The 24,267-nt window shown below is 71.6% G+C and carries 22 protein-coding genes, 1 tRNA gene and 1 riboswitch; of the genes, 8 read left to right on the top strand and 15 right to left on the bottom strand.

The window, feature by feature from the left end; all coding sequences use genetic code 11:
- Positions 1–40 precede the first annotated feature (40 nt).
- Together V6U89_RS08255 and V6U89_RS08250 are read right to left on the bottom strand one after the other, a co-directional pair.
- The gene (locus V6U89_RS08255) at positions 41–1,057 is read right to left on the bottom strand and encodes a CU044_5270 family protein (RefSeq protein ID WP_334570108.1); all 1,017 of its coding nucleotides are present in this window, start codon (positions 1,055–1,057) and stop codon (positions 41–43) included.
- Positions 1,057–1,611, bottom strand: coding sequence for an RNA polymerase sigma factor (locus V6U89_RS08250; protein WP_334570107.1), 555 nt, complete (start codon positions 1,609–1,611; stop codon positions 1,057–1,059). The genes V6U89_RS08255 and V6U89_RS08250 overlap by 1 nt, the downstream gene beginning before the upstream one ends.
- A 328-nt stretch (positions 1,612–1,939) precedes the next feature.
- On the opposite strand from V6U89_RS08250, the gene V6U89_RS08245 reads away from it, so the two are divergent.
- Both V6U89_RS08245 and V6U89_RS08240 read left to right on the top strand, forming a co-directional pair.
- A complete protein-coding gene (locus V6U89_RS08245; protein WP_334570106.1) occupies positions 1,940–2,326 on the top strand; it encodes a dihydrofolate reductase family protein in 387 nt (128 codons plus the stop codon).
- A gap of 351 nt (positions 2,327–2,677) precedes the next feature.
- Positions 2,678–3,046, top strand: coding sequence for a GNAT family N-acetyltransferase (locus V6U89_RS08240; protein ID WP_334570104.1), 369 nt, complete (start codon positions 2,678–2,680; stop codon positions 3,044–3,046).
- 15 nt (positions 3,047–3,061) lie between these two features.
- Here V6U89_RS08240 and V6U89_RS08235 read toward each other — a convergent pair whose 3' ends face one another.
- A complete protein-coding gene (locus V6U89_RS08235; protein WP_334570103.1) occupies positions 3,062–3,496 on the bottom strand; it encodes a VOC family protein in 435 nt (144 codons plus the stop codon).
- A gap of 246 nt (positions 3,497–3,742) precedes the next feature.
- Positions 3,743–3,816 (bottom strand) — tRNA-Gly (locus V6U89_RS08230).
- Positions 3,817–4,053: 237 nt separating this feature from the next.
- Here V6U89_RS08230 and V6U89_RS08225 point away from each other — a divergent pair.
- On the top strand, positions 4,054–5,040 hold the full coding sequence (locus V6U89_RS08225; protein ID WP_238451619.1) for a zinc metalloprotease: 987 nt from the start codon (positions 4,054–4,056) through the stop codon (positions 5,038–5,040).
- A 65-nt stretch (positions 5,041–5,105) separates the two neighbouring features.
- Here the strand turns inward: V6U89_RS08225 and V6U89_RS08220 are convergent, their stop codons facing one another.
- Positions 5,106–5,672 (bottom strand): pyridoxamine 5'-phosphate oxidase family protein, encoded by a 567-nt coding sequence (locus V6U89_RS08220; RefSeq protein ID WP_334570102.1) that lies wholly within the window; start codon positions 5,670–5,672, stop codon positions 5,106–5,108.
- Between the two features lie 78 nt (positions 5,673–5,750).
- Between V6U89_RS08220 and dcd the strand changes: the two genes are divergently transcribed.
- On the top strand, positions 5,751–6,329 hold the full coding sequence (gene dcd / locus V6U89_RS08215; RefSeq protein WP_334570100.1) for a dCTP deaminase: 579 nt from the start codon (positions 5,751–5,753) through the stop codon (positions 6,327–6,329).
- Between the two features lie 42 nt (positions 6,330–6,371).
- On the opposite strand, the gene V6U89_RS08210 is transcribed toward dcd, so the two are convergent.
- The 6 genes from V6U89_RS08210 to V6U89_RS08185 form a co-directional block, all read right to left on the bottom strand.
- Positions 6,372–7,412 carry a C40 family peptidase gene (locus V6U89_RS08210; protein ID WP_334570099.1) on the bottom strand — a complete coding sequence of 347 codons (1,041 nt, stop codon included), beginning with the start codon at positions 7,410–7,412 and terminating at the stop codon, positions 6,372–6,374.
- Between the two features lie 12 nt (positions 7,413–7,424).
- Positions 7,425–7,561, bottom strand: a riboswitch (cyclic di-AMP (ydaO/yuaA leader).
- Positions 7,562–7,709: 148 nt separating this feature from the next.
- Positions 7,710–8,726: an NlpC/P60 family protein gene (locus V6U89_RS08205; RefSeq protein WP_442933887.1), complete on the bottom strand. Its 1,017-nt coding sequence runs from the start codon at positions 8,724–8,726 to the stop codon at positions 7,710–7,712.
- A 163-nt stretch (positions 8,727–8,889) separates the two neighbouring features.
- On the bottom strand, positions 8,890–9,894 hold the full coding sequence (locus tag V6U89_RS08200) for a hemolysin family protein (RefSeq protein ID WP_334570095.1): 1,005 nt from the start codon (positions 9,892–9,894) through the stop codon (positions 8,890–8,892).
- A complete protein-coding gene (locus V6U89_RS08195; RefSeq protein ID WP_334570151.1) occupies positions 9,887–11,194 on the bottom strand; it encodes a hemolysin family protein in 1,308 nt (435 codons plus the stop codon). Before V6U89_RS08195 ends, V6U89_RS08200 begins: the two co-directional genes overlap by 8 nt.
- A 169-nt stretch (positions 11,195–11,363) precedes the next feature.
- The gene (locus V6U89_RS08190; protein WP_334570094.1) at positions 11,364–13,562 is read right to left on the bottom strand and encodes a (Fe-S)-binding protein; all 2,199 of its coding nucleotides are present in this window, start codon (positions 13,560–13,562) and stop codon (positions 11,364–11,366) included.
- Between the two features lie 285 nt (positions 13,563–13,847).
- A complete protein-coding gene (locus tag V6U89_RS08185) occupies positions 13,848–14,111 on the bottom strand; it encodes a cell division protein CrgA (RefSeq protein WP_334570093.1) in 264 nt (87 codons plus the stop codon).
- Positions 14,112–14,341: 230 nt separating this feature from the next.
- Here V6U89_RS08185 and V6U89_RS08180 point away from each other — a divergent pair, with 230 nt between their 5' ends.
- The 4 genes from V6U89_RS08180 to V6U89_RS08165 are packed head-to-tail and all read left to right on the top strand — an operon-like array spanning position 14,342 to position 17,952.
- Entirely contained in the window at positions 14,342–15,148 is an 807-nt protein-coding gene (locus V6U89_RS08180; protein ID WP_210777637.1) for a DUF881 domain-containing protein, read from the top strand.
- Positions 15,145–17,007, top strand: a complete 1,863-nt coding sequence (locus tag V6U89_RS08175; protein ID WP_334570089.1) for a class E sortase — start codon at positions 15,145–15,147, stop codon at positions 17,005–17,007. The genes V6U89_RS08180 and V6U89_RS08175 overlap by 4 nt, the downstream gene beginning before the upstream one ends.
- Before the next feature lie 5 nt (positions 17,008–17,012).
- Positions 17,013–17,297 carry a hypothetical protein gene (locus V6U89_RS08170; protein WP_334570087.1) on the top strand — a complete coding sequence of 95 codons (285 nt, stop codon included), beginning with the start codon at positions 17,013–17,015 and terminating at the stop codon, positions 17,295–17,297.
- Positions 17,298–17,301: 4 nt separating this feature from the next.
- On the top strand, positions 17,302–17,952 hold the full coding sequence (locus V6U89_RS08165) for an aminodeoxychorismate/anthranilate synthase component II (protein ID WP_334570085.1): 651 nt from the start codon (positions 17,302–17,304) through the stop codon (positions 17,950–17,952).
- Positions 17,953–18,028: 76 nt separating this feature from the next.
- Here V6U89_RS08165 and pknB read toward each other — a convergent pair whose 3' ends face one another.
- Genes pknB through V6U89_RS08145 form a run of 4 tightly spaced genes read right to left on the bottom strand, consistent with a single transcriptional unit; the run spans position 18,029 to position 24,243 of the window.
- A complete protein-coding gene (gene pknB, locus V6U89_RS08160) occupies positions 18,029–19,825 on the bottom strand; it encodes a Stk1 family PASTA domain-containing Ser/Thr kinase (RefSeq protein ID WP_334570083.1) in 1,797 nt (598 codons plus the stop codon).
- Positions 19,822–21,249, bottom strand: a complete 1,428-nt coding sequence (locus V6U89_RS08155; protein WP_334570081.1) for a protein kinase domain-containing protein — start codon at positions 21,247–21,249, stop codon at positions 19,822–19,824. Before V6U89_RS08155 ends, pknB begins: the two co-directional genes overlap by 4 nt.
- 1 nt (position 21,250) lies before the next feature.
- The gene (locus tag V6U89_RS08150; protein ID WP_334570079.1) at positions 21,251–22,756 is read right to left on the bottom strand and encodes a peptidoglycan D,D-transpeptidase FtsI family protein; all 1,506 of its coding nucleotides are present in this window, start codon (positions 22,754–22,756) and stop codon (positions 21,251–21,253) included.
- A complete protein-coding gene (locus V6U89_RS08145; RefSeq protein WP_334570077.1) occupies positions 22,753–24,243 on the bottom strand; it encodes an FtsW/RodA/SpoVE family cell cycle protein in 1,491 nt (496 codons plus the stop codon). Before V6U89_RS08145 ends, V6U89_RS08150 begins: the two co-directional genes overlap by 4 nt.
- Positions 24,244–24,267 lie beyond the last annotated feature (24 nt).

The following is a 24,267-nucleotide window of genomic DNA, read 5'->3' as shown; positions in this document are numbered from 1 at the left end:
CCGGGGCCACCCCGTAGCAGCGGCCCCGGCACCGGTCTTCTCAGTTGGGTCGATCGGTCCAGGCAGCGCCGAGGAGCACCTGGTACGCGCTGATCCGTACCGGCGAGAGGGTCAGCCGCTCGTGCGCGAGCAGTTCCCCGGTGTCGGGGTCGAAGATCAGCAGGGACTGCGCGTTGTGGTCGCGGTCGTCGAAGGTGATGGCCACCCCCTTCCGGCCGGCCCGATCGGTCACCTGTCCGCGCCACCGGAACCCCGGCACGTCGGCGAGGACCCGCAGGATCTCGGCGCGCGTCCGGCGCGGGACGACGTACCGCCCGTACACCGTGCTCACCTCCTTGCTGACCGCGCCGGCCCCGAACCTGACCTTGAGCAGTTCCGTCAACGGGGCCCGTTCCGACGGCAGCGGCGCGAGATCCATCGGTGGCAGCGGCACCCGGGCGGGGCCGGAAGCGCCGGTTGCCGCAGCCTTGGGCTTCAGGTTGCGCTGCCAGTAGTCCCGGGACTCCCGGTCCGGGTACTGCGGCTCAAGTTGGATCGTGACCTGCTCACCGGTCCCGTCGGCGGCCTGCCAGACCCTGGTCTCGTCCGCGAAGGCGACCTGGTGGCGACCGTCGGCAGACGTCATCACCGGGTCGCCCCACGTCTTCGTGTGGTGGTACATGTACCGGCCGGTGCGGTTGTCGTACTCCGCGTCGACGAGCCGGTTCGCCAACGCGCGCAGCTGGCTCCCAGCATCCCGGGCGGCAGAGCCGTACGCCACCGGCACGAGCACCGGTCCCGGATCCGCCCCGGGTGGACTGGCGATCTCCGAGGTGTCCGGGCGGGACGCACCGAACGTCTGGGTGATTGCCGCGGCGCCGATCGCGACGGCCAGCGTCCCGGCCGTCAGAACCAGTCTGCGGGTCGGGCGTGCCCGACGGCGATGGGCGACCGGCTCGGCGATTGCCTCTGCGCGGTTGATCAGGTCGTGTGCCGACAGCCGGGGCGGTGCGATGGTGCTGTGCCGGGCCGGGTCAATCGGTTTGAGGAGGGTGCGCGTTCGCTCTTCTCCGAACATCACAGAGCCTTTCGAGGACTAGCCAGCACCGGCTGCTGCGCCGGTGACCCGGATCGGTACGACATCGCGTCGTTGAGACGTCTACGAGCGCGGTGCAAGCGCACTGCGGCGGTGGTGCGGGTACAGCCGAGGACCTGGGCGGCCTCGGAAACCGTCAACTCCTCCCAGCCGACCAACCGGAGGATTTCCTGATCGAGGTCGGCGAGGGTGGTCAGCGCGGCCTGGATATCGGCTACGCCCACGGTCGCGTCGGCACCGGACGATCCCGGCTCCTGCAGAAGACCGGCGTCGGTGATCGGTAGTACGTCCGGCGCGGCTCTCCGCGCTCGCCATTCGTTCGCAAGCAGGCGCCGAGCCACCCCGTACAGCCAGGGCAGGCTGCGGTCCGGAACCTCGCGGCGGCGCCGCCAGGCGATGACGAACACCTCCTGGGCGAGTTCAGCCGCCGCGTTCAGATCGGCAAGCCGACGCTGGCCGTACCTGACGACCTGTCCGTACTCGGCGGCGTAGACCGTGGTGAACCAATCCTCATCGCGTTCTCCCGGTGGACCCATCCAAAACTCCCGCCTTGTTGACGACCTCTCACCCTGGCTTGTGTCGCCACCGGTCCGATGATTACCGCGAACAACCCACCATTCCGCACGCACCGAACAACTCCCGCAAAGCAACAGCTCCGCCGGACCGGCCTTCGCCGCCCGGCCCGGGTGCCCCGTGCGCCCCGCTGCTGGGGCGGCAGTTCGGCGACGATCGCCGCGGTCTCGCGCGCGAGGGCGGGTTCGGGTGGACGGCCCCTAGCGAGGAGCTGTTTCGTTTCCACCTCGCGCAGGTACGCGAGCTCGGCGGCAATCTGTTGGGTCGCAGGCTTTACGAGACCATGCTGGTGTGGGAGACGGATCCGTCGATGCGCGACACCGAGCTCGGGCCGCGTTCGCCGACGTCTGGTGCGCTCTCCCGAAGGTCGTCTTCAGCCGCATCCTCCACAGCGTTCAGGGCAATGCCCGGCTCGCCGTGGCGTCGGTGGCCGAGGAGGTCGCTGCGGCGCTCGACGTGACTGACAGGGACGTCTCGATCGGCGGCGCCGGCCTGGCTGCGGCGGCGATCAGCCTCGGCCTCGTCGACGAGCTGCGGATGTTCCGCTACCCGGTCGTCGTCGGTGGCGGCACGCCCTTCCTGCCGCCGGTCACCGAAGACGTTCGGCTGGACCTGGTCGAGACCAGGACGTTCGGCTCGCGCGTGATCTTCGAGCGCTTACGGCCGCGCCCGCGATGAGTCGGACTGACACCACCGTGTCATCAGCGCCTCCCCGGACCGGATATTCGCTGCGCTGACCGACTCCGACGCCCTTGCCGTGTGGCTACCGCCCGACGGATGACCGGTTCGAGCACTTCGAGCTGCGGGTCTGGACGGCGTGCCGCTGGCCGGCGTTACGGGCCCCACGCACCGCAACGCGCGTCCGTCAGCTGATGTACGGCAGCGGGCGCGCGGAACGCGGCATGTGGGCGTGTCCCAAGGGGTTCCCGCGATCGGCCTTCTCCCAGGTGGCGTAATCGGCTTGTGCGGAGTGTCGAGGGTTGCTGAGGATTTCCTTTCGACGGCGACGTCATCGGCGTCACGGCCTTTTTGACGGCTACGGCCGCCAACGGGGACCAGCGCCCTTTCGGGCACTACCGGATCACCCGGACCGCCGACGGGAAGGCCATCGGTGGAATCGGTTTCAAGGGTCAGCCGGACGGCGGATGTGTCGAGGTCGGCTACGGCCTTGCCCCATCAGCCCGTGGTCACGGCTATGCAGTGGAGGCACTCGTCGCCCTGCTGAACGTCGCGGCCGATCACGGGCTGTCCCGAGTTGTCGCCGACACCACCGAGGACAACATCGCTTCCCAGCGGACCCTCGAACGTGCCGGGTTCCGCCACACAGGCACCAACGGTGACCTGTACCTGTACGAGGTACTCCTCGACACCCCTTCGCGACCGGCTCAGACGCGGTAGCCCGACCGCGGCCACTCAGTCGAGACAGAACTCGTTGCCCTCGACGTCCTGCATCACGAGGCACGACTCGTTGTCGCCATCGGCAGGCAGTAGTCGCACGCGTACCGCGCCGAGCGCGACCAGTCGTGCGCATTCGGCCTCAAGTGCGGCCAACCGCTCTTCACCCACGAGCCCGGTGCCGACCCGCACGTCAAGGTGCAGCCGATTCTTGACGACCTTGCCCTCGGGAACGCGCTGGAAGAACAGTCGCGGGCCCACCCCTGAGGGATCGATGCAGGCGAACGCTGCGCCCTGATGCTCCGGCGGCAGCGCGCGATCGAAGTCGTCCCAGGTAGCAAACCCCTCCGGTGGTGGCGGTACGACGTACCCCAACACCTCGCACCAGAAACGAGCGACACGCTCAGGTTCTGCGCAGTCGAAAGTGACTTGGATCTGCCTGACCGACGCCATCGGGCCACCATAGAGGCGGGGTCTTTCGTCGTCTCCACGGGCCCACCCCTGGCAATGAGGGGGATCCGTGCACCCGATGATCTACCAACACACCGCCCGCGAGCGAGACGAGCACATCGCCGACGCGCTCAGCTCCCAGATCAAGCAGAGCCAGGATCGGGCGCGTAGCGGGCACGACAAGCGCAGGAAGCGATAGCGACGACTGAGGCCCCAGCCAGGAACCGGTCCTGAGCTGGGGCCTTACGTTGGAGCGGGTGACGGGAATCGAACCCGCACTGTCAGCTTGGGAAGCTGATGTTCTGCCATTGAACTACACCCGCAGGCGGCACCACTGTACCTGAGGTGACCGCCGCCGTGCACCCAGGTACCCCCCGGGCACGCCGGCGCCCCCGCCACCGTGACCGATCTTGGACTCAACGCATTCACGTAGAGCTAAAAGTTTCACAGCGGCAACATATGACCGTTCTCAAATCTGTCGATCGGTTGTAACGTCACCCCCACGTTCTCGACCACGGTGTGACATACCCCCTGTCACGCCGCCAGAAAGAGGTGGGCCCATGGGACTCCGTCCCAACCTGCTGACCCGGCGTGCCGCCGGTGTCGCGTCGACGACCCTCGCGCTGCTGCTCAGCACCGCCGCGGTAGGCGTCGTCCCCGCTGCTTCCGCCTTCTCGGCCGCCCCGAGCGAGGCCTGCGCCGAGCCCGCCGACGTCCACTCGGACGCTCGGATCAAGAAGGGCGGGATCGCCAAGCACGAACCCAACGAGCTGACCGCCAAGCAGGTCCGCGAGCGCGAGGCCGACCTGGCCACCGCGCTGCGCGAGCGGGCGAGCTTCCGGGCCGGCGCCCAGGCCGCCGCTCCGCTGGCCAGCGTCACCATCCCGGTCGTCGTGCACGTGATCCAGCGCGACAGCACCCGGGCCGGCGGCAACATCCCGGACTCGATGATCACCTCGCAGATCAGCGTGCTGAACCAGGCCTACGCCGGTGCCACCGGCGGCGCGGCCACGGCCTTCGGCTTCCAGCTGACGAAGATCAACCGGGTGACCAACCCGGCGTGGTACCCGATCGTGCAGGGCTCGTCGGCCGAGCGGTCGATGAAGACCTCCCTGCGCGAGGGCGGCAAGAACACGCTCAACATCTACCTGGGCGAGCTGAGCGACGACCTGCTCGGCTGGGCGACCTTCCCGCAGCGGAAGCTGAACAGCATGGACGGCGTGGTCGTGCTGAGCGAGTCGCTGCCGGGCGGTACCGCCGCCAACTACAACCAGGGCGACACCGGCACCCACGAGGTCGGCCACTGGCTGAACCTCTACCACACCTTCCAGGGTGGATGCTCCGGCTCGGGTGACAGCGTCAGCGACACCCCGGCCGAGGCCTCGCCGGCGTTCCAGTGCCCGACCGGGCGGGACACCTGCACCACGGCCGGCCTGGACCCGATCACCAACTTCATGGACTACACGTACGACTCGTGCATGTACCAGTTCACCCCTGGTCAGGCGAGCCGCATGCTGACCGCGTGGAACGCGTACCGCGCGGCGTAACACCCCCAGCAGACGCCGATGCCGGCTCCGTCGCTCCGACGGGGCCGGCATCGGCGTCTCGGCGGTCAGGCGGCGGGGCGGCGGGTGTCGAAACCGTGGCGGCCGCGGCGGGCCGGCCGCCGATCGGGTACGCCGGTGGCGTCGCCGCTGCGGCGGGCGGCGACCGGATCGAGCCAGACCTGGACGGCGGAGGACCCGTGGCCCTCGCCGGGCTGGCCGAGCCCGCCCTGGTCGCGGCGGGTCAGCATCGCCACGTCGACGCTGAACTCGAAGAGTCGCCAGTCGACCTGCGGCGCCGCCCGGCCGAGGCGAGCCACCCGGGCGACCCGGGCCGGGTCGGTGACCGGTTGCGCGCGACCGGCGACGTACGCCTCGTCGTCGGTCTCCTCCGGCGGGAACGAGTGCAACGCGTATCGCCCGTCGCGTTCGAGGTCGCGCCGCTTGGGCGAGTCGACGACGAAGCAGAACAGCCCCTCGTCGGTGATCACGGGGCAGACCGGGTGCACCCGGGGCCCACCGTCGGCGCGAACGGTGGCCAGGTAGCCGAAGCCCGGCCCGTACTGCTGCATGAGAAGGCGGATCCCGTCGGCGAGTCGGGGCTCGTCAGCGGCGAATTCGGACCAGGAAGCCATACGGACATCCTATCGAACATGTGTACGAACGCGTAGTCCGACACGCAGGTCACCCGGTCCGCTCGATATGGTGTGCCGATGCTGCTCTCCGACCGCGACCTGGTCTCCGAGATCAAGGCGGGCACGCTCGCGCTGGAGCCCTTCGAGCCCACGCTGGTACAGCCGTCCAGCATCGACGTGCGGCTCGACAAGCTCTTCCGCGTCTTCAACAACCACCTGTACACGCACATCGACCCGGCCATGCAGCAGGACGAGCTCACCTCGATGGTCGAGGTGCCGGAGGGCGAGCCGTTCGTGCTGCACCCTGGCGAGTTCGTGCTCGCCTCCACGCTGGAGGTCATCTCGCTGGGCGACCAGCTCGCCGGCCGACTGGAGGGCAAGTCCAGCCTGGGCCGGCTCGGCCTGCTCACCCACTCGACCGCCGGCTTCATCGACCCGGGCTTCTCCGGGCACGTGACGCTGGAGCTGTCGAACGTGGCGAACCTGCCGATCACGCTCTGGCCCGGGATGAAGATCGGCCAGCTCTGCATCTTCCGGCTCTCGTCCCCGGCCGAGCACCCGTACGGCTCCGCCGTCTACGGGTCGCGCTACCAGGGCCAGCGCGGGCCGACCCCGAGCCGTTCCTGGCAGAACTGGCGCACCTGGCCCACCCGCTGACGCCGGGCCGGGCCCCCGGCACCCCGGGAGCCCGGCGCGCACTCAGTCCGGCCGGCCGTAGCTGTTGACCGGCCCGTCGTCGACCCGCTTCATCTTGATTGGCTGGCCCGCCTGGGAGGCGTGCACCACCCAGCCGCCGCCGACGTACATGCCGACGTGGTGCAGGTCGGCGTAGTAGAAGACCAGGTCGCCCGGGCGCAGGTCGGCCCGGCTCACCCGGGCGGTCACCTGGCGCTGCTGGCGGGCGTTGTGCGGCAGCGAGACACCGGCCTTCGCCCACGCCGCGAGCATCAGCCCGGAGCAGTCGTACGAGTTGGGACCCTCGGCACCCCAGACGTACGGCTTGCCGATCTGCGCGCAGGCGAACTTGACGGCCGTGCCGGCCGGGCCGCCGGGATAGCCGGCCGGGCACGGGGCCGGGCGCAGCGCACCCCCGCCACCGTTGCCGTACACCTTGAGCCGCAGTTTCTGCAGCCGATCGATCTCGGCGTTGATCTGCTTCTTCTTCGCGGCGAGCTGGGCCTCGGTACGGGTCAGCTGAGCGACCATCTCGTCCAGCGGCGCCTTCTCCGCGGCCAGCTTGTCCCGCAGCTCCTTGACGGTCCGCACGTCGCGCTGCTGGCGCTGGGCGAACCGGTCGAGCATTTCGAGCTGGTCGACCAGTTCGGCGGGGGAGCTGCTGCCGAACAGGGCGTTGACGGCGGAGACGTTCTCCCCCTTGTACGCCTCGGCGGCGAGCCCGGTGACCTGGTTCATCGCGAGGTCGACCTGGAGTTGCAGCGGATCGATGCGCTTGGCCAGCGCGTCGGCCTGCCGGCGCTTGGCGGCCAGGTCCTGACGGGTGGCGTTGTGCTGCTCGATGATCGGTTCGAGCCTGTTCCAGTCCTGGTCGATCTGCCGCTCGATCTCGGCGACCGAGGGTTCGGCGTGGGCCGCCGTGGCAGCGCCGGTCAGTACGACGGCGGCACCGGCGAGGGCGGCAAGGACGGTGGTGAAGCGGGACCAGCGTGGGCGCGGCGCAGCCGTCAGCCGGGCGACCTGGGTCGACCCGTACGACGGTGGCCGCGGGGCATGGTGTGCCACCGGGCTCCGGGCTCCTTCTTCCGCGACCGCCTACCGGGTTAGCTGACGGGTTCGGGCGGGAAGGGAGCGCCCTACCGCAGTGGCTGCGGATTCACCCCGGCTTACCTGGGTCCCCGGCTCGCCCGCGGGCGACTCGGCGGTGCCGGCCACTGCCGCCCGGGTTGGACGGACCTGTCGCGGCCGACGAAGGACCAGAGTAGAGAGGACCGTTATCGATCCGCAACCCGCCATGCCGTGCCGGGTCCCGGATACGCGGAACCCCCGGTCGGTCGACCGGGGGTTCGCGGCGAGCTCGGGTCAGTTCGGTCGCCGGAAGCCGGCGACCGGCATGTAGTCGACGCTGGTGACCTGGACCGGTTTGCCGGTCCGTGGCGCGTGGACCATCAGCCCACTGCCCAGATAGAGACCCACATGGTGCAGGTCGCTGTAGAAGAAGACCAGATCACCGGGGCGCGCCTCGGAGCGCGGGATGGCCTTGCCCTCGTTCCACTGGGCGCCGGTGTGGTGGGTCAGGTAGATGCCGGCGGCCTTGTAGGCGTACTGGGTGAGGCCGGAGCAGTCGAACGAGTCCGGCCCGTCGGCACCCCAGACGTACGGGTCGCCTACCTGCTGGCAGGCCACCCGGATGGCGGTCTGCGCGGCGGAACTCACCACGCCCTTGACGGTCGGGCAGCCGGCCACCTTGACGACGGTCTTCGGCATCGACGCCTGGAGCCGCTTGATCTCGGAGTTGATCTGCGCCTTCTTGGCGGCCAGCTCCTTCTCCTGCTTGACCTCCGCGGCGATCAGCGCATCGAGCTTCTGCTTCTCGCCGTCGTACTTCTGCCGGGCGTCGATGACGACCTGGAGCTCCTTGCGCTCCTGCGCGGCGAGGCGGTCGAGGATGGTCAGCTGCTCGGTCAGGGTGCCCGGCTTGGCGCTGACCAGCAGCGCGCCGATGTCCTGCGAGGGGCCCGTCATGTAGTACCGGGAGGCGAGGTCGCCCACCCGGTTCATCGCCAGCTCGGTCTGCAGGGCCAGCGGCTGGATCTTCTTCTCCAGCTCCGCCGACTTCTTGCGGTTGACCTTGAGGTGCGCGCGGACCTTGTTGTACTGCTCGATGGTCGGCTCGAGCTGTTCCCACTGCTTGTCGATCGCCGCCTCGATCTCCTCCGGCGTGGGCGCGGCGTGCGCCGGCACGGCGAACATCCCGGCGCCGACGACCACGGCGGCGACCAATGTGAGCAGACGGCGGGCGACCCGGCGCAGGCCGGCGGGGTGAGTGGGCGGACGACCCTGGGCGTGACGATGAGGGGGCATGGTTGCCACCGGCACCGACTCCTTAGCGACCGACCGCCGGGCGCCTCGCTGAGGGGAAGACGGAGGCAGACGACCCACAGCGGTCGGTGCCCCACATTAGGGAACCGTCCGTACGAATTCAAGGTGGCTCATTGCAGCATCACGCCTGCGCAACCAGTTGCACACAAAGGGTGTTCGCTCATTTTCCAACGACCGCTGTCAATACGTCGTCCAATGTCACCACGCCGAGGGGCCGGCGGCCGTCGCTGACCAGCACCATGTGCCGCCGCTCGCGCCGCATCGCCAGCAGCAGGTCGGCCAGCGTACGGTCCGGCGGCACCACCGCCAGCGGCCGGTAGACGTCGGCGGGCACCGGGGCCCGGCGGGACGCCCCGGCGTACCCGAGGACGTCCTTGACGTGCACGAAGCCGAGCACCCGGCGGGTCGACCGCTGCACCACCGGGAAGCGGGACCGGCCGGTCCGGGTGGCCAGCACCTCCAGCGACGCCGGTGAGACGTCCTCGGCCACCGTGGTCACGGTCGACCACGGTTGCAGGGCGTCCGCGGCGGTCCGCCGGTGCAGGGCCAGCGCCCCGGTGATGCGGGCGTGCTCCTCCGCGTCCAGCAGACCCTCGGTGCGCGCCTGGGACACCAGCCCGGCGAGTTCCTCGGCGGTGAACACCGTCTTCACCGCCTCGGTCGCCTCCACCCGCCACAGCCACAGCACCTGGCGGGCCGCCCACTTCATCGCGACCAGCAGCGGCTTGGTCGCCACGCAGAACGCCAGCATGGCCGGCCCGAGCCAGAGCGCGGACGGCTCCGGCCCGGCCAGGGTGATGTTCTTCGGCACCATCTCGCCGACCACGGTGTGCAGGAAGACCACCACCGCGAGGGCGATCAGGAACGACAGCGGGTGGACCGCCGAGGCCGGCAGCCCCAGCGCGTGGAACGCCGGTTCGATCAGATGGGCCAGGGCGGGCTCGGCGATCGCCCCGAGCCCCAGCGAGCAGACCGTGATGCCGAGCTGCGCCCCGGCGATCATCAGCGGGATCTGGTTCATCGCCGACAGCGCCCAGCGGGCCCGCCGGGAGGTCGCCGCGAGCGGTTCGACCACGGTACGGCGGGACGCGATCAGCGCGAACTCGCTGCCCACGAAGAACGCGTTGCCGAGCAGCAACGCCAGGGCGACCAGCAGCTCAGTCATCGCCGTCCGGCTCCTCCGGGCGCACGACGCGGACCTGCTCGATCCGGTGCCGCTCCACCTCGACCACGGTGAACTCGTACCCGGACTCCTCGACGGTCTCGCCGGGCACCGGGATGTGGCCCAGCCGCGCCATCAGGAACCCGGCCAGCGTCTCGTACGGGCCCTCGGGCAGCCGGAAGCCGGTCTGCTCGGCCAGCTCGTCCTCGCGGAGCACCCCGTCGAGCAGGACGGTCCGTTCGCCGCCGGGGACGGTCAGCTCGGCCGCGCCGGCGTCGTCCACCGCGTCCGGGTCGAACTCGTCGGCGATCTCGCCGACCAGCTCCTCGACCAGGTCCTCGATGGTGACCACGCCGTCGGTGCCGCCGTACTCGTCGACCACGATGGCCAGGTCGGCGCCGGCGTCCTTCAGCGCGGCCAGCACGCCGTCGAGGTCCAGGCTCTCCGGCACGTACACCGGTTCGCGGGCGACCGCCGCCACGGTGGTGGAGTCGCGGCGGGCCAGCGGCACCCCGAGCGCGTCCGGTACGCCGGCGACGCCGGTGACCAGGTCGAGGGTCTCCTCGTACACCGGGAAGCGGGTCCGTCCGGTCTGCCGGGACGCCTCCAGCAGCTCGGCCACGGTGGCGGTGGCCCGCAACGCGACCACGTCGACCCGGGGGGTCATCGCCTCGGCGGCGCGCTTGTCGCCGAAGCGGATGGTGCGGCGCAGCAGCATGGCGATGTCCGGCGGCAGCGCGCCGGCCCGGGCCGAGATGGCCGCCAGCAGCCCCAGCTCCTCCGGGGAGCGGGCGCTGGCCAGCTCCTCCTGCGGCTCCACGCCCAGCGCCCGGACCAGCCGGTTCGCCGACCCGTTCAACGCCCGGATCAGCCAGCCGAAGGTCCGCGAGAAGCGGTGCATCGGGCCGGCCGTGGCCAGGGCGGCGGGCATCGGCCGGGCCAGCGCGAGGTTCTTCGGCACCAGCTCGCCGAAGAGCATCGAGAGCAGGGTGGCCAGCGCCAGGGCGAGCAACGGGCCGAACCGTTCCGCCCCGCCCACCGGCCGCAGCACCGGGGCGAAGAGCCGGGCCAGCGCCGGCTCGGCGAGGTAGCCGGTGAGCAGCGCGGTGAGCGTGATGCCGAGCTGCGCTCCGGAGAGCTGGAAGGAGAGTGCCCGCAGCGCCCGGCGTACCGTCGCCGCCGCGCCGTCCCCGGCGTCGGCGCGCCGGTCGATCTCCGCCCGGTCGACGGTGACCAGGGCGAATTCGGCCGCGACGAAGAACGCGTTGCCGGCGGTCAGCAGGACGAAGCCGACCAGGGGCAACAGCGTGCCGAGCAACAGGCCGTCGATGAGCGCGATTGTTCCATGGCCGCTCGCGGCGCACGACTTCACCCGAGGCGGCCCTGGTGGCCCGCGTCTCCTGCGCACGACGACGGCGGTGGCACCGCGTGGGTGCCACCGCCGTCGGGTGTCCGGTGGTCCGGGTTACGCCTCAGCCGGCGACCGGCTCGGTCTCCTTGTCGCCCTGGGTCTGCTCGGGCTTGACCGAGCGGAGCAGCACGCTGGCCACGTCGATGACCTCGACCTGCTCGCCGGCGCCCTTGCCGTTGACCCCGTCGTTGAGCATCGTCGAGCAGAACGGGCAGCCGACGGCGACCGTGCGAGCCCCGGTGGCCATGGCTTCCTCGACCCGGTCCACGTTGATCCGCTTGCCGATCTTCTCTTCCATCCACATCCGGGCGCCGCCGGCACCGCAGCAGAAGGAGCGCTCGCTGTTGCGCGGCATCTCGGTGAGCTCGCCGGCGATCGCGTCGCCCAGCACCTCACGCGGCGCGGCGAAGACCCGGTTGTGCCGGCCCAGGTAGCAGGGGTCGTGGTAGGTGACCCCGCCGTCCACCGGCTGCACCGGGGTCAGCTTGCCGGTCGAGACCAGGTGCGCCAGGAGCTGGGTGTGGTGCACGACCTCGAACTCGCCGCCGAGCTGGCCGTACTCGTTGCCCAGCGTGTTGAAGCAGTGCGGGCAGGTGGCCACGATCTTGCGCTTGGCCTTCTCCCGGCCCTCGAACGCCTCGTTCAGGGTCTCGACGTTCTGCTGGGCGAGCATCTGGAAGACGAACTCGTTGCCGATCCGGCGGGCCGGGTCACCGGAGCAGGTCTCGCCCTCGCCGAGGATGGCGAAGGAGACGCCGGCCTCGTTGAGCAGCGTGGCGACCGCGCGGGTGGTCTTCTTGGCCCGGTCCTCGAACGCGCCGGCGCAGCCGACCCAGAACAGGTACTCGAAGTCGTCCACCTCGCCGACCCGCGGCACCTCGAAGTCGAGGCCCTTGGTCCAGTCCTCGCGGGTGTTCTGCGGGGCGCCCCACGGGTTGCCCTTGTTCTCCAGGTTGCGGAGCATGACGCCGGCCTCGGACGGGAAGCTCGACTCGATCAGCACCTGGTAGCGCCGCATGTCGACGATGTGGTCGACGTGCTCGATGTCGACCGGGCACTGCTCGACGCAGGCGCCGCAGGTGGTGCACGACCAGAGCACGTCGGGGTCGATGACGCCGCCCTCCTCGGCGGTGCCGATCAGCGGCTTGTCGGCCTCGGCCAGCGCCAGCACGTCGACGTGGGCGAGCTGCGCGGCGGTGGCCTTCTCCTCGCCGGTGAGGTCCTTGCCGCCGCCGGCCAGCAGGTACGGCGCCTTGGCGTACGCGTGGTCGCGCAGGCTGAGCACGAGCAGCTTCGGCGACAGCGGCTTGCCGGTGTTCCAGGCGGGGCACTGCGACTGGCAGCGGCCGCACTCGGTGCAGGTGCTGAAGTCCAGCAGGCCCTTCCAGGTGAACTGCTCGACCTGGGCGACGCCGAACTGGTCCTTCTCCGGGTCGGCCTCCTCGAAGTCGAGCGGCTTGCCCTCGCTCATCATCGGCCGCAGCGCGCCGAGGCCGGAGCCGGCGGGCTTGGCCGGCTCCCGCTTGAAGAAGATGTTGGGGAACGCCAGGAAGCGGTGCCAGGCGACACCCATGGTCACGTTCAGCGAGATGACGATCAGCCAGGTCATCGAGATAGCGATCTTGATGAGCGCGGCGACGCTGGCGCCGTCGTTCCAGTCGGGCAGCACCGCCCCGACCGCGTGGCTGACCGGGGTGGCCCAGACCGGGTACTCGAAGTGGTCGGTGGCGACCTTGAAGCCCCGGATCAGGAACCCGAAGATCAGGACCAGCAGCACGATCCACTCGACGAAGTAGCCCTGCCACATCGTGGAGCCGGTGAAGCGGGAGCGCCCGCCCGGCCGGGTGGGGCGGTTGCGCAGCCGGATCGCCATCAGCACCAGGATGCCGACCAGGCCCAGCACGCCGATGACCTCGGTGGCCAGGCCGAAAACCGTCCAGTGCCCGATGACCGGCAGCCCGCCGGTCGGGGTGACCACCTCGAAGTACGCCTCGAGCACAAGCAGCGACAGCACGATGAAGCCGACCATCACGAACCAGTGCGCGGCGCCCACCACGCTCCACTTCAGCATGCGGGTGTGACCGGCGGTCTCCACCAGCATGGTCCTGGTGCGGGCGCCCTTGTCGGTGAACCGCTCCGGGGCGGGTTGCCCGAGCCGGATGACGGCCGTCATCTTCATGACCGCGCGCACCGCAAGCCACACCGCCACGGCGGTGATGGCGGCCGCGAGGATCGTGGTGACGATCTGGACGCTGCCCATCGAGTTGGCCTCCCGGTCTGCTGCCTGTCGAGCGGCTCGGCGACCGGGAGGCCGGTGTCAGGGCGTCACCGGCGTCGCGCCGCTGCCACCTGATCGACCGGGCCGGTCGATGACCTCGCTCCGCTCGGTCATGCAGTGCAGCCTACGCGCAAGGTTACCCAGCGGTAACGTGAGTCTTCTCGCACCCGGCCACGCCGCCCTGCGCACACCATAGGGTGCCCGGCGCCGGAGCGCCGGGCAGGGTTCCGCGAAGGTGACGTGGCACCGCCTCGACAGAGGGCGGGGTCAGCGCCAGCGGGAGAGCAGGATCAGCGAGCCGACCATCGCGCCGAAGCCGACGGCCAGGTTCCAGTAGCCCCAGGTGGCGACCGGGTACTCCTGCTCGGAGAGGTAGTAGACCACCAGCCAGCCGATGCCACCGACGATCAGCGCGACCGCGGTAGCCGGCAGCCACACCGGGCTAGGCTTGCGCGTCGCCGCCGTGCTCGTCGGACGCACGTCCGTCGGCGGCGTGTACACCTTCTTCTTGCGGACCTGAGACTTGGGCACGACGCTCTCCAGAGGGGGTGACGACCTCGTCCGGCCTGACAACCGGGCGCGGGGGCGACGGTCCATGGCCAATAATGTTCGACAGCTAGCGTAGTCCGGACGGCCCGCCCAAGCCACGAATGGGGTCAGGCCGGTGCGCGGAGTGACCGGAAAGAGGGAAACGCCCCGGCGCACCCGCGCCCGTCGGCGTCGTGGCGGGCACCAACCAGACGAGGCGGAGGGAACGCTCGGTGGAGTACACATCCGGCGCGGCGTCCTGGCAGAAGGCCATGCGGCGCGCGGTCGCCGCGCTCCTGCCACGGCGTCCGCGGCAGCGGCGACCGGGCTGGTCGATCGGGGTGCCGCTGATCGCCGCCGCAGCCGGACTGCTCTTCACCACCACCGCCACCACCGCCGGCGGCACCGCCCTGCGGGAGGACCGGCGACCCCAGCTGACCCAGTTGATCGAGGACCGGCGCGAGCAGGTGGCGGCCAGCGAGTTGCGGGCCGCCCGGCTGCGCGCCGAGGTCGAGAGCCAGACCGCCGCGCTGGCCGACACCGACGGACCGGTGAAGGAGCAGCGCGACCGGGCCGGCCGCAGCCTGGAGGCCGCCGGGTTCACCGCGCTGTCCGGGCCGGGCGTGACCGTCGAGCTGAACGACGCGCCCCGCCGCAACGAGCAGACCCTGCCCAAGGACGCGACCAACGACGACCTGGTCGTCCACCAGGGCGATGTGCAGGCGGTGGTGAACGCGCTCTGGGCCGGCGGCGCGGAGGCCATGTCAATCATGAACGTCCGCGTGCTGTCCACCAGCGCGGTACGCTGCGTGGGTAACACCCTGCTGCTGCACGGCCGGGTGTACTCCCCACCGTTCAAGATCGTAGCAATCGGCGATCCCGCTGCCCTCCAGCAGGCCCTCGCCGGCTCTGAGGGAGTCGGGTTGTTCAAGCAGGCGGTCGAGCACTACCAGCTGGGCTACAAGGAGACCGTCTCCTCGGTGACCGTGCCGGCCTTCGAGGACTCCACCGCGCTGCGATCGGCGACGGTGCCCCGATGAGTCCCGACGGCAGGGACCCGCGCCACCGCGACCGGAGCGACGAGGAGACCGCGGTCATCCCCACGGTCGACGGCTCGACCCCGCCGTCCCGCCGCAACAGCTGGCCCGACCCGGTGCTGCCGCCGCGCTCGTCCGCGAACCGGCCTCCGACCCCGCCCGGCCCGGCGCCCCGATCGGCCCCCACCGACCCGACGACCGATCACGCGCCCGCCGATCCGGGGCGCGCCCGGCCGCCCGTCGACCCGACACCCGAGCGCGCGGCGGCCCACCCGTTCTCCGGTGCCGCGGCGCCGGCCCGCCCGACCGACGGCCCGCCCCGCCCCGCGCCGCCCGCGTGGCCCGGCAACGCCCCGGTCCGCCCGGCCGCTCCCGCCGCTCACCCACCGTCGACCCCGGCCGCCGTGCCGCCGGCCGCGCCGACGATCCCCCGGTCACCCGCGCCGTCGGAGCGCCCGGCCGCGCCCGCCCCGGCGGCCACCGCCGACCACCAGCCCAGATCCGGGGTACGGCCGGAACCCGGCACCGAGGCGCCGACCGCCTTCCTGCCGATCGTCGCCGCCCGTCCCACGGACCGTCCGGCGAGCGCACCCGAGGCCCGACGTACCAGGCAGGCCGCCGCCGGCCCCGGGGACCCGTACCCGTCCGGCGGGGCCCGTCCCGGCGTACCCGCGCCGGAGGCCGGCCCAGGCGGGCCCGGCCTGCCCCCCGCGACCGCGCCGGAAGGTGGCCTGCCCCGCGCGGCCGCTCCCGAGGGTGGACTGCCCCGGGCGACCGCTCCGGAGGGTGGACTGCCCCGGGCGACCGCTCCCGAGGGTGGACCCGCGGGCGTGGCCGCTTCCGGCGGTCGGACGGACGCCTGGGGTACCGCTGGCGGCCCGGACAGCGGACCGACCGGCGCCTACCGGGCCGGTGGCACACCGGACCGGTTCGCCGACCCGTCGGCCACGGCGATCATCCCGGCGGTGACCGGACGCCCCGCCCCCGCCCAGCCGGCGCTGGACTCGACGGCGCTGATGGGCGCGGTGCCTCCGGTGCCCGAGCGCGACGGCCCGGCCGAGGACAAGCCCGCCGAGCCACCGCAGCCCCGGCGCGGCGAGCGGGTGGTCCAGCTCCGCCCGCACCAGACCGACGAGGGCTACAAGAGCGTCTACTCGGAGCTGACCCGGCCGTCCCTGGCGTCCCGGTTGCGCTCCGGCGTCCGGGTCACCGGCGAGGTGCTGATCACCTTCGGTCTGGTGGTGCTGCTCTTCGCCGGGTACGAGATCTGGGGCAAGTCGGCCATCGTCGACGCCCACCAGGGCGACCTGAGCAGCCAACTGGCGCAGGAGTGGGGACCGAGCGGCGACCCCACCGTCGCGCCGTCCGCCGGTCCGACGCCCAAGCCCAAGCCCCCGGTGGAGGGCAAGCCGATCGCCGGCCTCTACATCCCCAAGCTCGACAAGAACTGGGTCGTGGTGGAGGGCGTCACGCAGAAGGACATCCGGTACGCCCCGGGCCACTACCCGAAGAGCGCGATGCCCGGCCAGGTGGGCAACTTCTCCGTCGCCGGGCACCGCAACCGGGCCACCTTCTGGCGGCTGGACGAGCTCGACGACGGCGACGCGATCGTCGTCGAGACCAAGACCGACTGGTACGTCTACAAGGTGATCAAGAGTCGGATCGTCCGTCCCGACCAGGTGGAGGTCGTCGCGCCGGCGCCGATCAAGCTGGGGCCGGGCGAGAAGCCGAAGAGGCTGCTCACCCTGACCACCTGCAACCCGAAGTTCGACAACTACCAGCGCCTGATCATCCACGCGGAGCTGGACGACGCGGCCAGCATTCCCAAGTCCGAGGGCCGCCCGGCGGCGCTGGGGGGCTGACGACGATGTACGCCTGGATCTGGCGCAAGCTGCCCTTCGGCTTGGCCGGCAGGATCACCGGTTCGCTGTTGCTCGCCGCCGCGACCGTGGCCCTGCTCTGGTACGTGGTCTTTCCCTGGGCCGAGCCGCTGGTGACCCCCTTCGACGACGTACAGGTCACCCAGGACACCGGCGTGCCGGGCGATCCCGGCGACCCCGGCGTCGAGCAGAACGCCCCGTCCGGCGACGAGCACGAGCTGCCGTACGACACCGACCAGAACAACACCCCGCCCCCCTCCCCGGACGAGTGAGCCCATGCGTGTCCTGGTCATCGACAACTACGACTCGTTCGTCTTCAACCTGGTGCAGTACCTCGGCCAGCTCGGCGTCGACTGCGAGGTCCGCCGCAACGACGAGATCGACGTCGCCGAGGTCGGCCGGCTCGACCCGGCCGGGGTGCTGCTCTCGCCCGGCCCGGGCAGCCCGGACCGGGCCGGCATCTGCCTCGACGTGATCAAGGAGTACGCCGGCAAGCTGCCCATCTTCGGCGTCTGCCTCGGCCACCAGGCCATCGGTGAGGCGTTCGGCGCCACCGTGACCCGGGCCCCCGAGCTGCTGCACGGCAAGACCTCGGAGGTACGTCACCACTCGGTCGGCGTGCTGGCCGGGCTGCCGGACCCGTTCACCGCCACCCGCTACCACTCGCTCGCCGTGCTCCCCGAGACGCTCCCGGACGAGCTGGAGGTCACCGGCTGGACCGGGTCCGGCGTCGTGATGGCGATGCGGCACCGGACGCTGCCGCTCGAGGGCGTCCAGTTCCACCCGGAGTCGGTGCTGACCGAGGGCGGCCACCTGATGCTGGCGAACTGGCTGGCCGCCTGCGGCCACCCGGAGGCGCTGGACCGCGCTCCGGAGCTGGCCGCCGAGGTGGACGCGCGGCGGCGGGCCGCCTTCGCCAACACCTGAGCGCATCCCGGCCCCAGCCGGAAGGCCCGGTCCCCCTCCTGCAGGGGACCGGGCCTTCGTCAGGGCTGCGTCCAGCTCACCGGGCGGGGGCACCGCCCGGGGGCGGCGGGAACAGGCCGCCACCGCTGCCGGTGGTCGGGGTCGGGCTGCTCGGAGTCGCGGTGGGCGGACTCGGCTCCTGGGTGGGCTCGGGGATGGACACCTCGATGGTGACCGTCTTGCCCTTGGCCAGGTTGGTTCCCGGACCCGGGTTCTGGCCGGTGACCTTGCCGGCCTCCGCCGCGGGCACCTCGTCGCCGTCGCGTACCCGTACCTCGTAGCCGGCGCTCTTCAGCTCGGCCCGGGCCTCTTCCTCGGTGAGGCCGATGACCCGAGGCACGTCCCCCACGTTGCCCTTCGAGACGGTAACCGTGATCGTGGCGCCCTCGGCGACCTTTGAACCAGACGGCGGGTTCACCTTGATCACGTCGTTCTTCTCGCGAGGGCTGTCCACCGTCTCCTGCACAACGGTGAAGCCCTGGCCCTCCAAGGTCGCCTTGACGCTCTCATAGGTGCCACCCACCAGACCGGCCGGGACCGTCTTGGTGGCCGGACCGCCGCAGATTCTGACGGTCACCTGACGGTTCTCCTCCAGGCTGCTGCCGGCGGCCGGGGTCTGCTCGGCAACCGTGCCCTTCTTGCAGTTGGGGCCGAAGAACTCGTCGCCGAGGCCCGGCACCAGGCCCGCGTTGCGGATCTCGGTGAACGCGGTGGCCTGGTCCTTGCCCGCGAGGTTCGGCACCTGGACCTTCTCCGGGCCGCCGTTGTTGAGCAGCAGCGCCGCCACCAGGGCGATCACCGCCAGCACGCCGACCGCGGCGAACGCGGCGATCACCCAGGCCGAGCTCTTGCGCCGACCCGGGTCACCGACCCGCGCCGGGGCCTGCTGCCGGGTCTGCCCGCCCGCGACCTGCGTCGGGTACCCGCCGGCGGCCGGGGCGAGGTGCGCCGTCTCGTCCTGCGGCATGACCGGGGTGGCCAGCACCGGCCGGCCGGCGGCGGCCCGGAGCAGGTCCGCCCGCATCTCGCCGGCGCTCTGGTAGCGGTTGAGCGGGTTCTTCGACAGCGCCTTGAGCACGATCGCGTCGACCGCCGGGTTGACGTCCGGGTTGATGTCGCTCGGCGTCGGCGGGGCCTCCCGTACGTGCTGGTAGGCCACGCTCACCGGGCTGTCCCCGACGAACGGCGGGTGCCCGCAGACCAGCTCGAAGAGCACACAGCCGGCGGCGTAGACGTCCGAGCGGGCGTCCACGGACTCGCCGCGCGCCTGCTCCGGGGAGAGGTACTGCGCGGTGCCGATGACGGCGCTGGTCTGGGTCATCGTGGTCGCGCCGCTGGCCAACGCACGGGCGATGCCGAAGTCCATCACCTTGACCTGGCCGGTCTGGGTGAGCATCACGTTGCCCGGCTTGATGTCCCGGTGGATGATCCCGTGCCGGTGGCTGAACTCCAGCGCCGCGCACATGTCGGCGCAGATCTCCAGCGCCCGGCGCGGCTGGAGCCGGCCCTCGACGCCGAGGACCTCCTTCAGCGTGCGGCCGTTGACGAACTCCATCACGATGAACGGGAGCGTCTCGCCGGTCGGCGCGGTCTCCTCGCCGGTGTCGTAGACGGCGACGATCGCCGGGTGGTTCAGCGAGGCGGCGTTCTGCGCCTCCCGACGGAACCGCATCTGGAAGGTGGCGTCCCGGGCCAGGTCGGTGCGGAGCATCTTGATCGCGACGTCGCGGCCCAGCCGGAGGTCACGACCACGGTGAACCTCCGCCATGCCGCCGTAGCCGAGCAGCTCGCCGACCTGATACCTGCCACCGAGCAGGCGGGCCTGCGCTGTCATCGCGTTCGTCGTCCTTCGCTCGTCGTCGTCTCGCCGCCACCCGGTCGAAGCCGTTCCATCCGACGGTACGGCTTCTGGGCCAGATCGTCGCGTCCGTACGCGCTGACCGCGCCGGACGTCACGCTCAGCGGGCCGGCTGCGCCGGGGTCACCGGTCAGCGCGCCCTGCCGCGCCCTGTAGGAAATCACGCCGGAGCAGACCAGGACCAGTACAGCCAGCAGGATGGCCACGGTCACCATCCCTGACCTGGAACGACGCGGCGGAACAGCAGCCGGGACCGGCTGTCGGGCGTACCCGACGGGGCGGTCGGACCGGGTGGGAGCCGGTGACGCGACCCCGCGCGGCGGCGCAGGCTGCGCGACCGGCGGCCGGGACTGCGGCCCGGCCGGGGCCGGCGAGCGCTGGGCCGCAGCGGGCGGCTGAGGCTGCCGGGCGGCGACCGGTGGGCGGGCCTGTCCGGCGGCCGGTGGGCGGTGCTGCTGGGCCAGCGCGGGCGGCCGATGCTGCTGGGGGCCGGCCGGCACCTGGGCGCGGGCCACCGGGGCGGCCGGGGAAGCGGGCGCCCCCGAGACCGGGCCGGCGTGCCCACCGGACCGGGCCTGCTGGGAGAGCGCGAGCTTCGCCTGCCGGGCCACCGAGGCCAGCGCGGCGGCGCTGGGCCAGCGGGCCGCCGGATCCTTCGCCAGGGCCCGCTCGACGATCGCCCGGACCTGCGGCGGGATGTCGCCGGGCAGCGGCCGGGGCGTCTCCCGGACGTGCTTCATCGCGATCTCGAGCGGGTTGTCCCCGTCGAACGGACGCCGGCCGGCGAGGCACTGGTACGCCACCACGCCGAGCGCGTACACGTCGGAGGCGGGGGTGGCGACCGCGCCGGTGGCCTGCTCCGGGGAGATGTAGGAGGCGGTGCCGAGCACCGAGCCGGCGGCCGTGAGCTGCCCGACCAGGTCGGAGCGGGCGATGCCGAAGTCGGTCAGCACCAGCGTCCCGTTCGGCCGGACCAGCAGGTTGCCCGGCTTCACGTCCCGGTGCACGATGCCCTTCTCGTGGGCGGCGTGCAGCGCGTCGGCCGCCTGAGCGACCAGTGCCATCGTCCGGGCCGGGGTGAGCCGGCCGACCCGGCTCAGCGTCGCCGACAGCGCGTCACCCTCGACGTACTCCATGATCAGGAAGGCGATCTGCTGGTCGCTGCCGAAGTCGTAGACGTCGACCACGCCCGGGTGGTTGATGGTGGCCATGGTCCGCGCCTCGCCCCGGAACCGCTCGGCGAAACCGGGATCGTCCAGCAGCGCCGGGAGCAGGCTCTTCACCGCCACCGTACGGCCCAGCACCTGGTCGGTGCCGCGCCAGACATCGCCCATGCCACCGCTGGCGATCCGCTCGTCGAGGCGGTAGCGGTTGCCGAGCTGGACCCCGGGGTGCAGCATGTCAGCGGCCCCCGGAGTCGGCGATGGCCGCCTGCATGATCCGGCCACCGATCCGGGCCGCCTCGGCGCTGCCGCCGCTGCCCGCCTCCTCCAGCACCACGCAGACCGCGGAGACCGGGGTGCCGTTCTTGTCGAGGGCGAACCCGATGAACCAGCCGTGGTCGGGCGTCTGCGGGCCGGACTGGGCGGTGCCGGTCTTGCCGCCGACCGTGTAGCCGTCGATCTGCGCCTTGTTGCCGGTGCCGTCCTCGACCACGGCGACCATCATCTCCCGCAGGTCGGCGGCGACCGTGCCGTCGACGGGCTGGCGCAGCTCGCGCGGCTTGGCGGTGTAGTAGCTGGTGGTGCGGTCCGGCGCGAGCAGCTGCTTGACCAGGTACGGCCGCATCTGGCTGCCGCCGTTGGCGACCGTGCCGGCGATCAGCGCGCCCTGTAACGGGGTCATCTTGACGTCGCGCTGCCCGATGGAGGACTGGGCCAGCGCGGCCGGGTCGGTGCCGCCGCCGGGGGCCTCCATCGCGCCGGTCCGGCTCGGCGCGACGGTGAGGCCGTCCTCGCCGAGCTGGCCGACGGTGAGGTCGTCCTGCTCGAAGCCGAACTGGCGGGCCTTCTCCTTGACGGTGTCCGCGCCGAGCTTCACGCCGAGCTGGGCGAAGCCCGTGTTGCACGACTCCCGGACCGCCTCGATCAGGCTGACCTGTGGCTCGGGGCAGATCGACGGGGCGGCGTTGCGGATCGGGGAGCCCGACGTGGGCGGGGTCCAGCTCGCCCCGGCCGGGATCTGGGTGTTCTTGCCGACCCCGTTCTCCAGGGCTGCGGCGGCGACGACGATCTTGAAGGTGGAGCCGGGGGGCAGCGTCTCGGAGAGCGCCCGGTTCTTCAGCGGACCGTCCGGGTCCTGCTCCAGCCGGTTGTACGCCGCGGAGGCCTGGTTCGTGTCGTGGTCGGCCAGCGGGTTCGGGTCGAAGCTGGGCATCGAGACGAGCGCCTGCACCGCCCCGGTACGCGGGTCGATGGCGATCGCCGCGCCCTTCTTCACCCCGTTGTTGTTGTTGCGCAACTGCTCGTACGCGGTGTCCTGGGCACGCTTGGAGAGGGTGAGCAGCACGTTGCCGCCACCCGTCTCGTCGCCGGTGAACATGTCCTTGATCCGGTTGGCGATCAGCGCGTCGCTGGTGCCGGCCAGGAATTCGTTCTCCACCCGCTCGATGCCGGTGTCCGCGAGGTTGACCGGCTTGTAGCCGAGCACGTGCGCGTACTTCCCCCCGCCCGGGTAGGTGCGCAGGAACTTCAGCTTGCCGCTGGTCTCCTTGCTGGTGGCGACGGCGGTGCCGCCGGCCTCGATGTTGCCGCGTCGGCGCTCGTACTCGGCCACCTGGACCCGGCCGTTGTAGTCGCTGTTGCGGTATTCATCGGCCTTGTAGGCCTGGATCCAGTTCAGATTCGCGAAGAGCAGACCGAACAGGATCATGACGACGACGCCGACGCGGCGCAGGGGTGCGTTCACGGCCGGATCACCTCCGTGGGAGCACCGTGCAGCTGCTCCGGCGCGCCGCCACCGGGTCGGGCCGCCGGGCCGGCGCCCTGGGCCACCGGGCGGCGGGCCGCGTCGGAGATCCGCAGCAGCACCGCGATGAGCAGCCAGTTGGCCATCAGCGAGGAACCACCGGCGGAGAGGAACGGCGTGGTCTGCCCGGTCAGCGGGATGAGCTTGCTGATCCCGCCGACGATCACGAAGACCTGGAGTCCGAGGGTGAAGGCGAGACCGCCGGCCACCAGCTTGCCGAACGAGTCCCGGACGGCGAGCCCGGCCCGCAGCCCCCGCTCGACGATCAGCAGGTAGGTCACCAGCAGCGCGGTGAGTCCGAACAGGCCGATCTCCTCGCCGATGCCGGCGAAGATGAAGTCGTTCTGCACCTCGGGGATCTCCAGCGGCTCGCCGGCACCCGGGCCGGTGCCGAAGAGACCGCCGCTGCCCAGGCCGAGCAGGCCCTGCACCAGTTGGTAGCCCCGGTCGTACGGCTCCGCGAACGGGTCCAGCCAGATCTCCGCCCGGGTGTAGAAGTTGGCGAACGGGCCGCCGACGGTGCCACCCAGGACGTACGCGAGGTAGGCGCCGCCGAAGAAGAGGACCAGACCGATCAGCAGCCAGCTGACCCGTTCGGTGGCGATGTAGAGCGTCACCACGAACATGCCGAAGTACAGCAGCGAGGTGCCGAGGTCCTTCTCGAAGACCAGGACCAGGAGGCTGATCAGCCACACCACGACCACCGGGCCGAGATCCCGGCCGCGGGGGAAGTCGATGCCGAGGATCCGGCGGCTGGCCAGCGAGAGCACCTCGCGCTTGCGGACCAGGTAGTAGGCGAAGAAGACCAGCAGGGCCAGCTTCGCGAACTCACCGGGCTGGATGGAGAAGCCGCCGACCCGGATCCAGAGCTTGGCACCGTTGATCTCGGAGAACCGGCCGGGCAGCACCGCCGGGATCATCACCAGCACGATGCCGGCCAGACCCAGGGTGTACGCGTACCGGGAGACCGAGCGGTGGTCGCGCATCAGGACGAGCAGCCCGGCGGCGAGGACCACCGCGGCGAGCGTCCAGGCCAGCTGGCGACCGCCGGTGCCGGCGAAGACGGCCAGCGTCTCCCGCTCGACCGGCGCCGCCTTGCCCAGGTCGAGCCGGCGCAGGAAGCCGACCCCGATCCCGTTGAGCAGGGCGACCGCCGGCAGCAGGGCCGGATCGGCGAAGGGCGCCAGCCACCGGATGACCACGTGCATGCCGAGGAAGACGGCGCCCAGCGCCGCCGCCGGGACCCAGAAGTCCGGGGTGACCGTGTCGAGCATGTTCGCCTCGACGATCGCCCCGTACGCCGCCACCAGCACCATGGCCAGCAGCAGCAGGGAGAGTTCCGCGTTGCGCCGGGACCGGGCCAGGCGCACGCCGGGCTGCTCGCCCGTGGTGGCGGGCGAGGCTGCCGGGGTGGCGGCTGCGGTCACGAAATCGATTCCTCGGGCTCTCAG

The sequence above is a fragment of the Micromonospora sp. CPCC 206171 genome (assembly GCF_036906755.1).
Lineage (GTDB): Bacteria > Actinomycetota > Actinomycetes > Mycobacteriales > Micromonosporaceae > Micromonospora > Micromonospora purpureochromogenes.
Note: the sequence above shows the minus strand (reverse complement) of the source record. Positions and strands in the feature narration are given on the sequence as shown.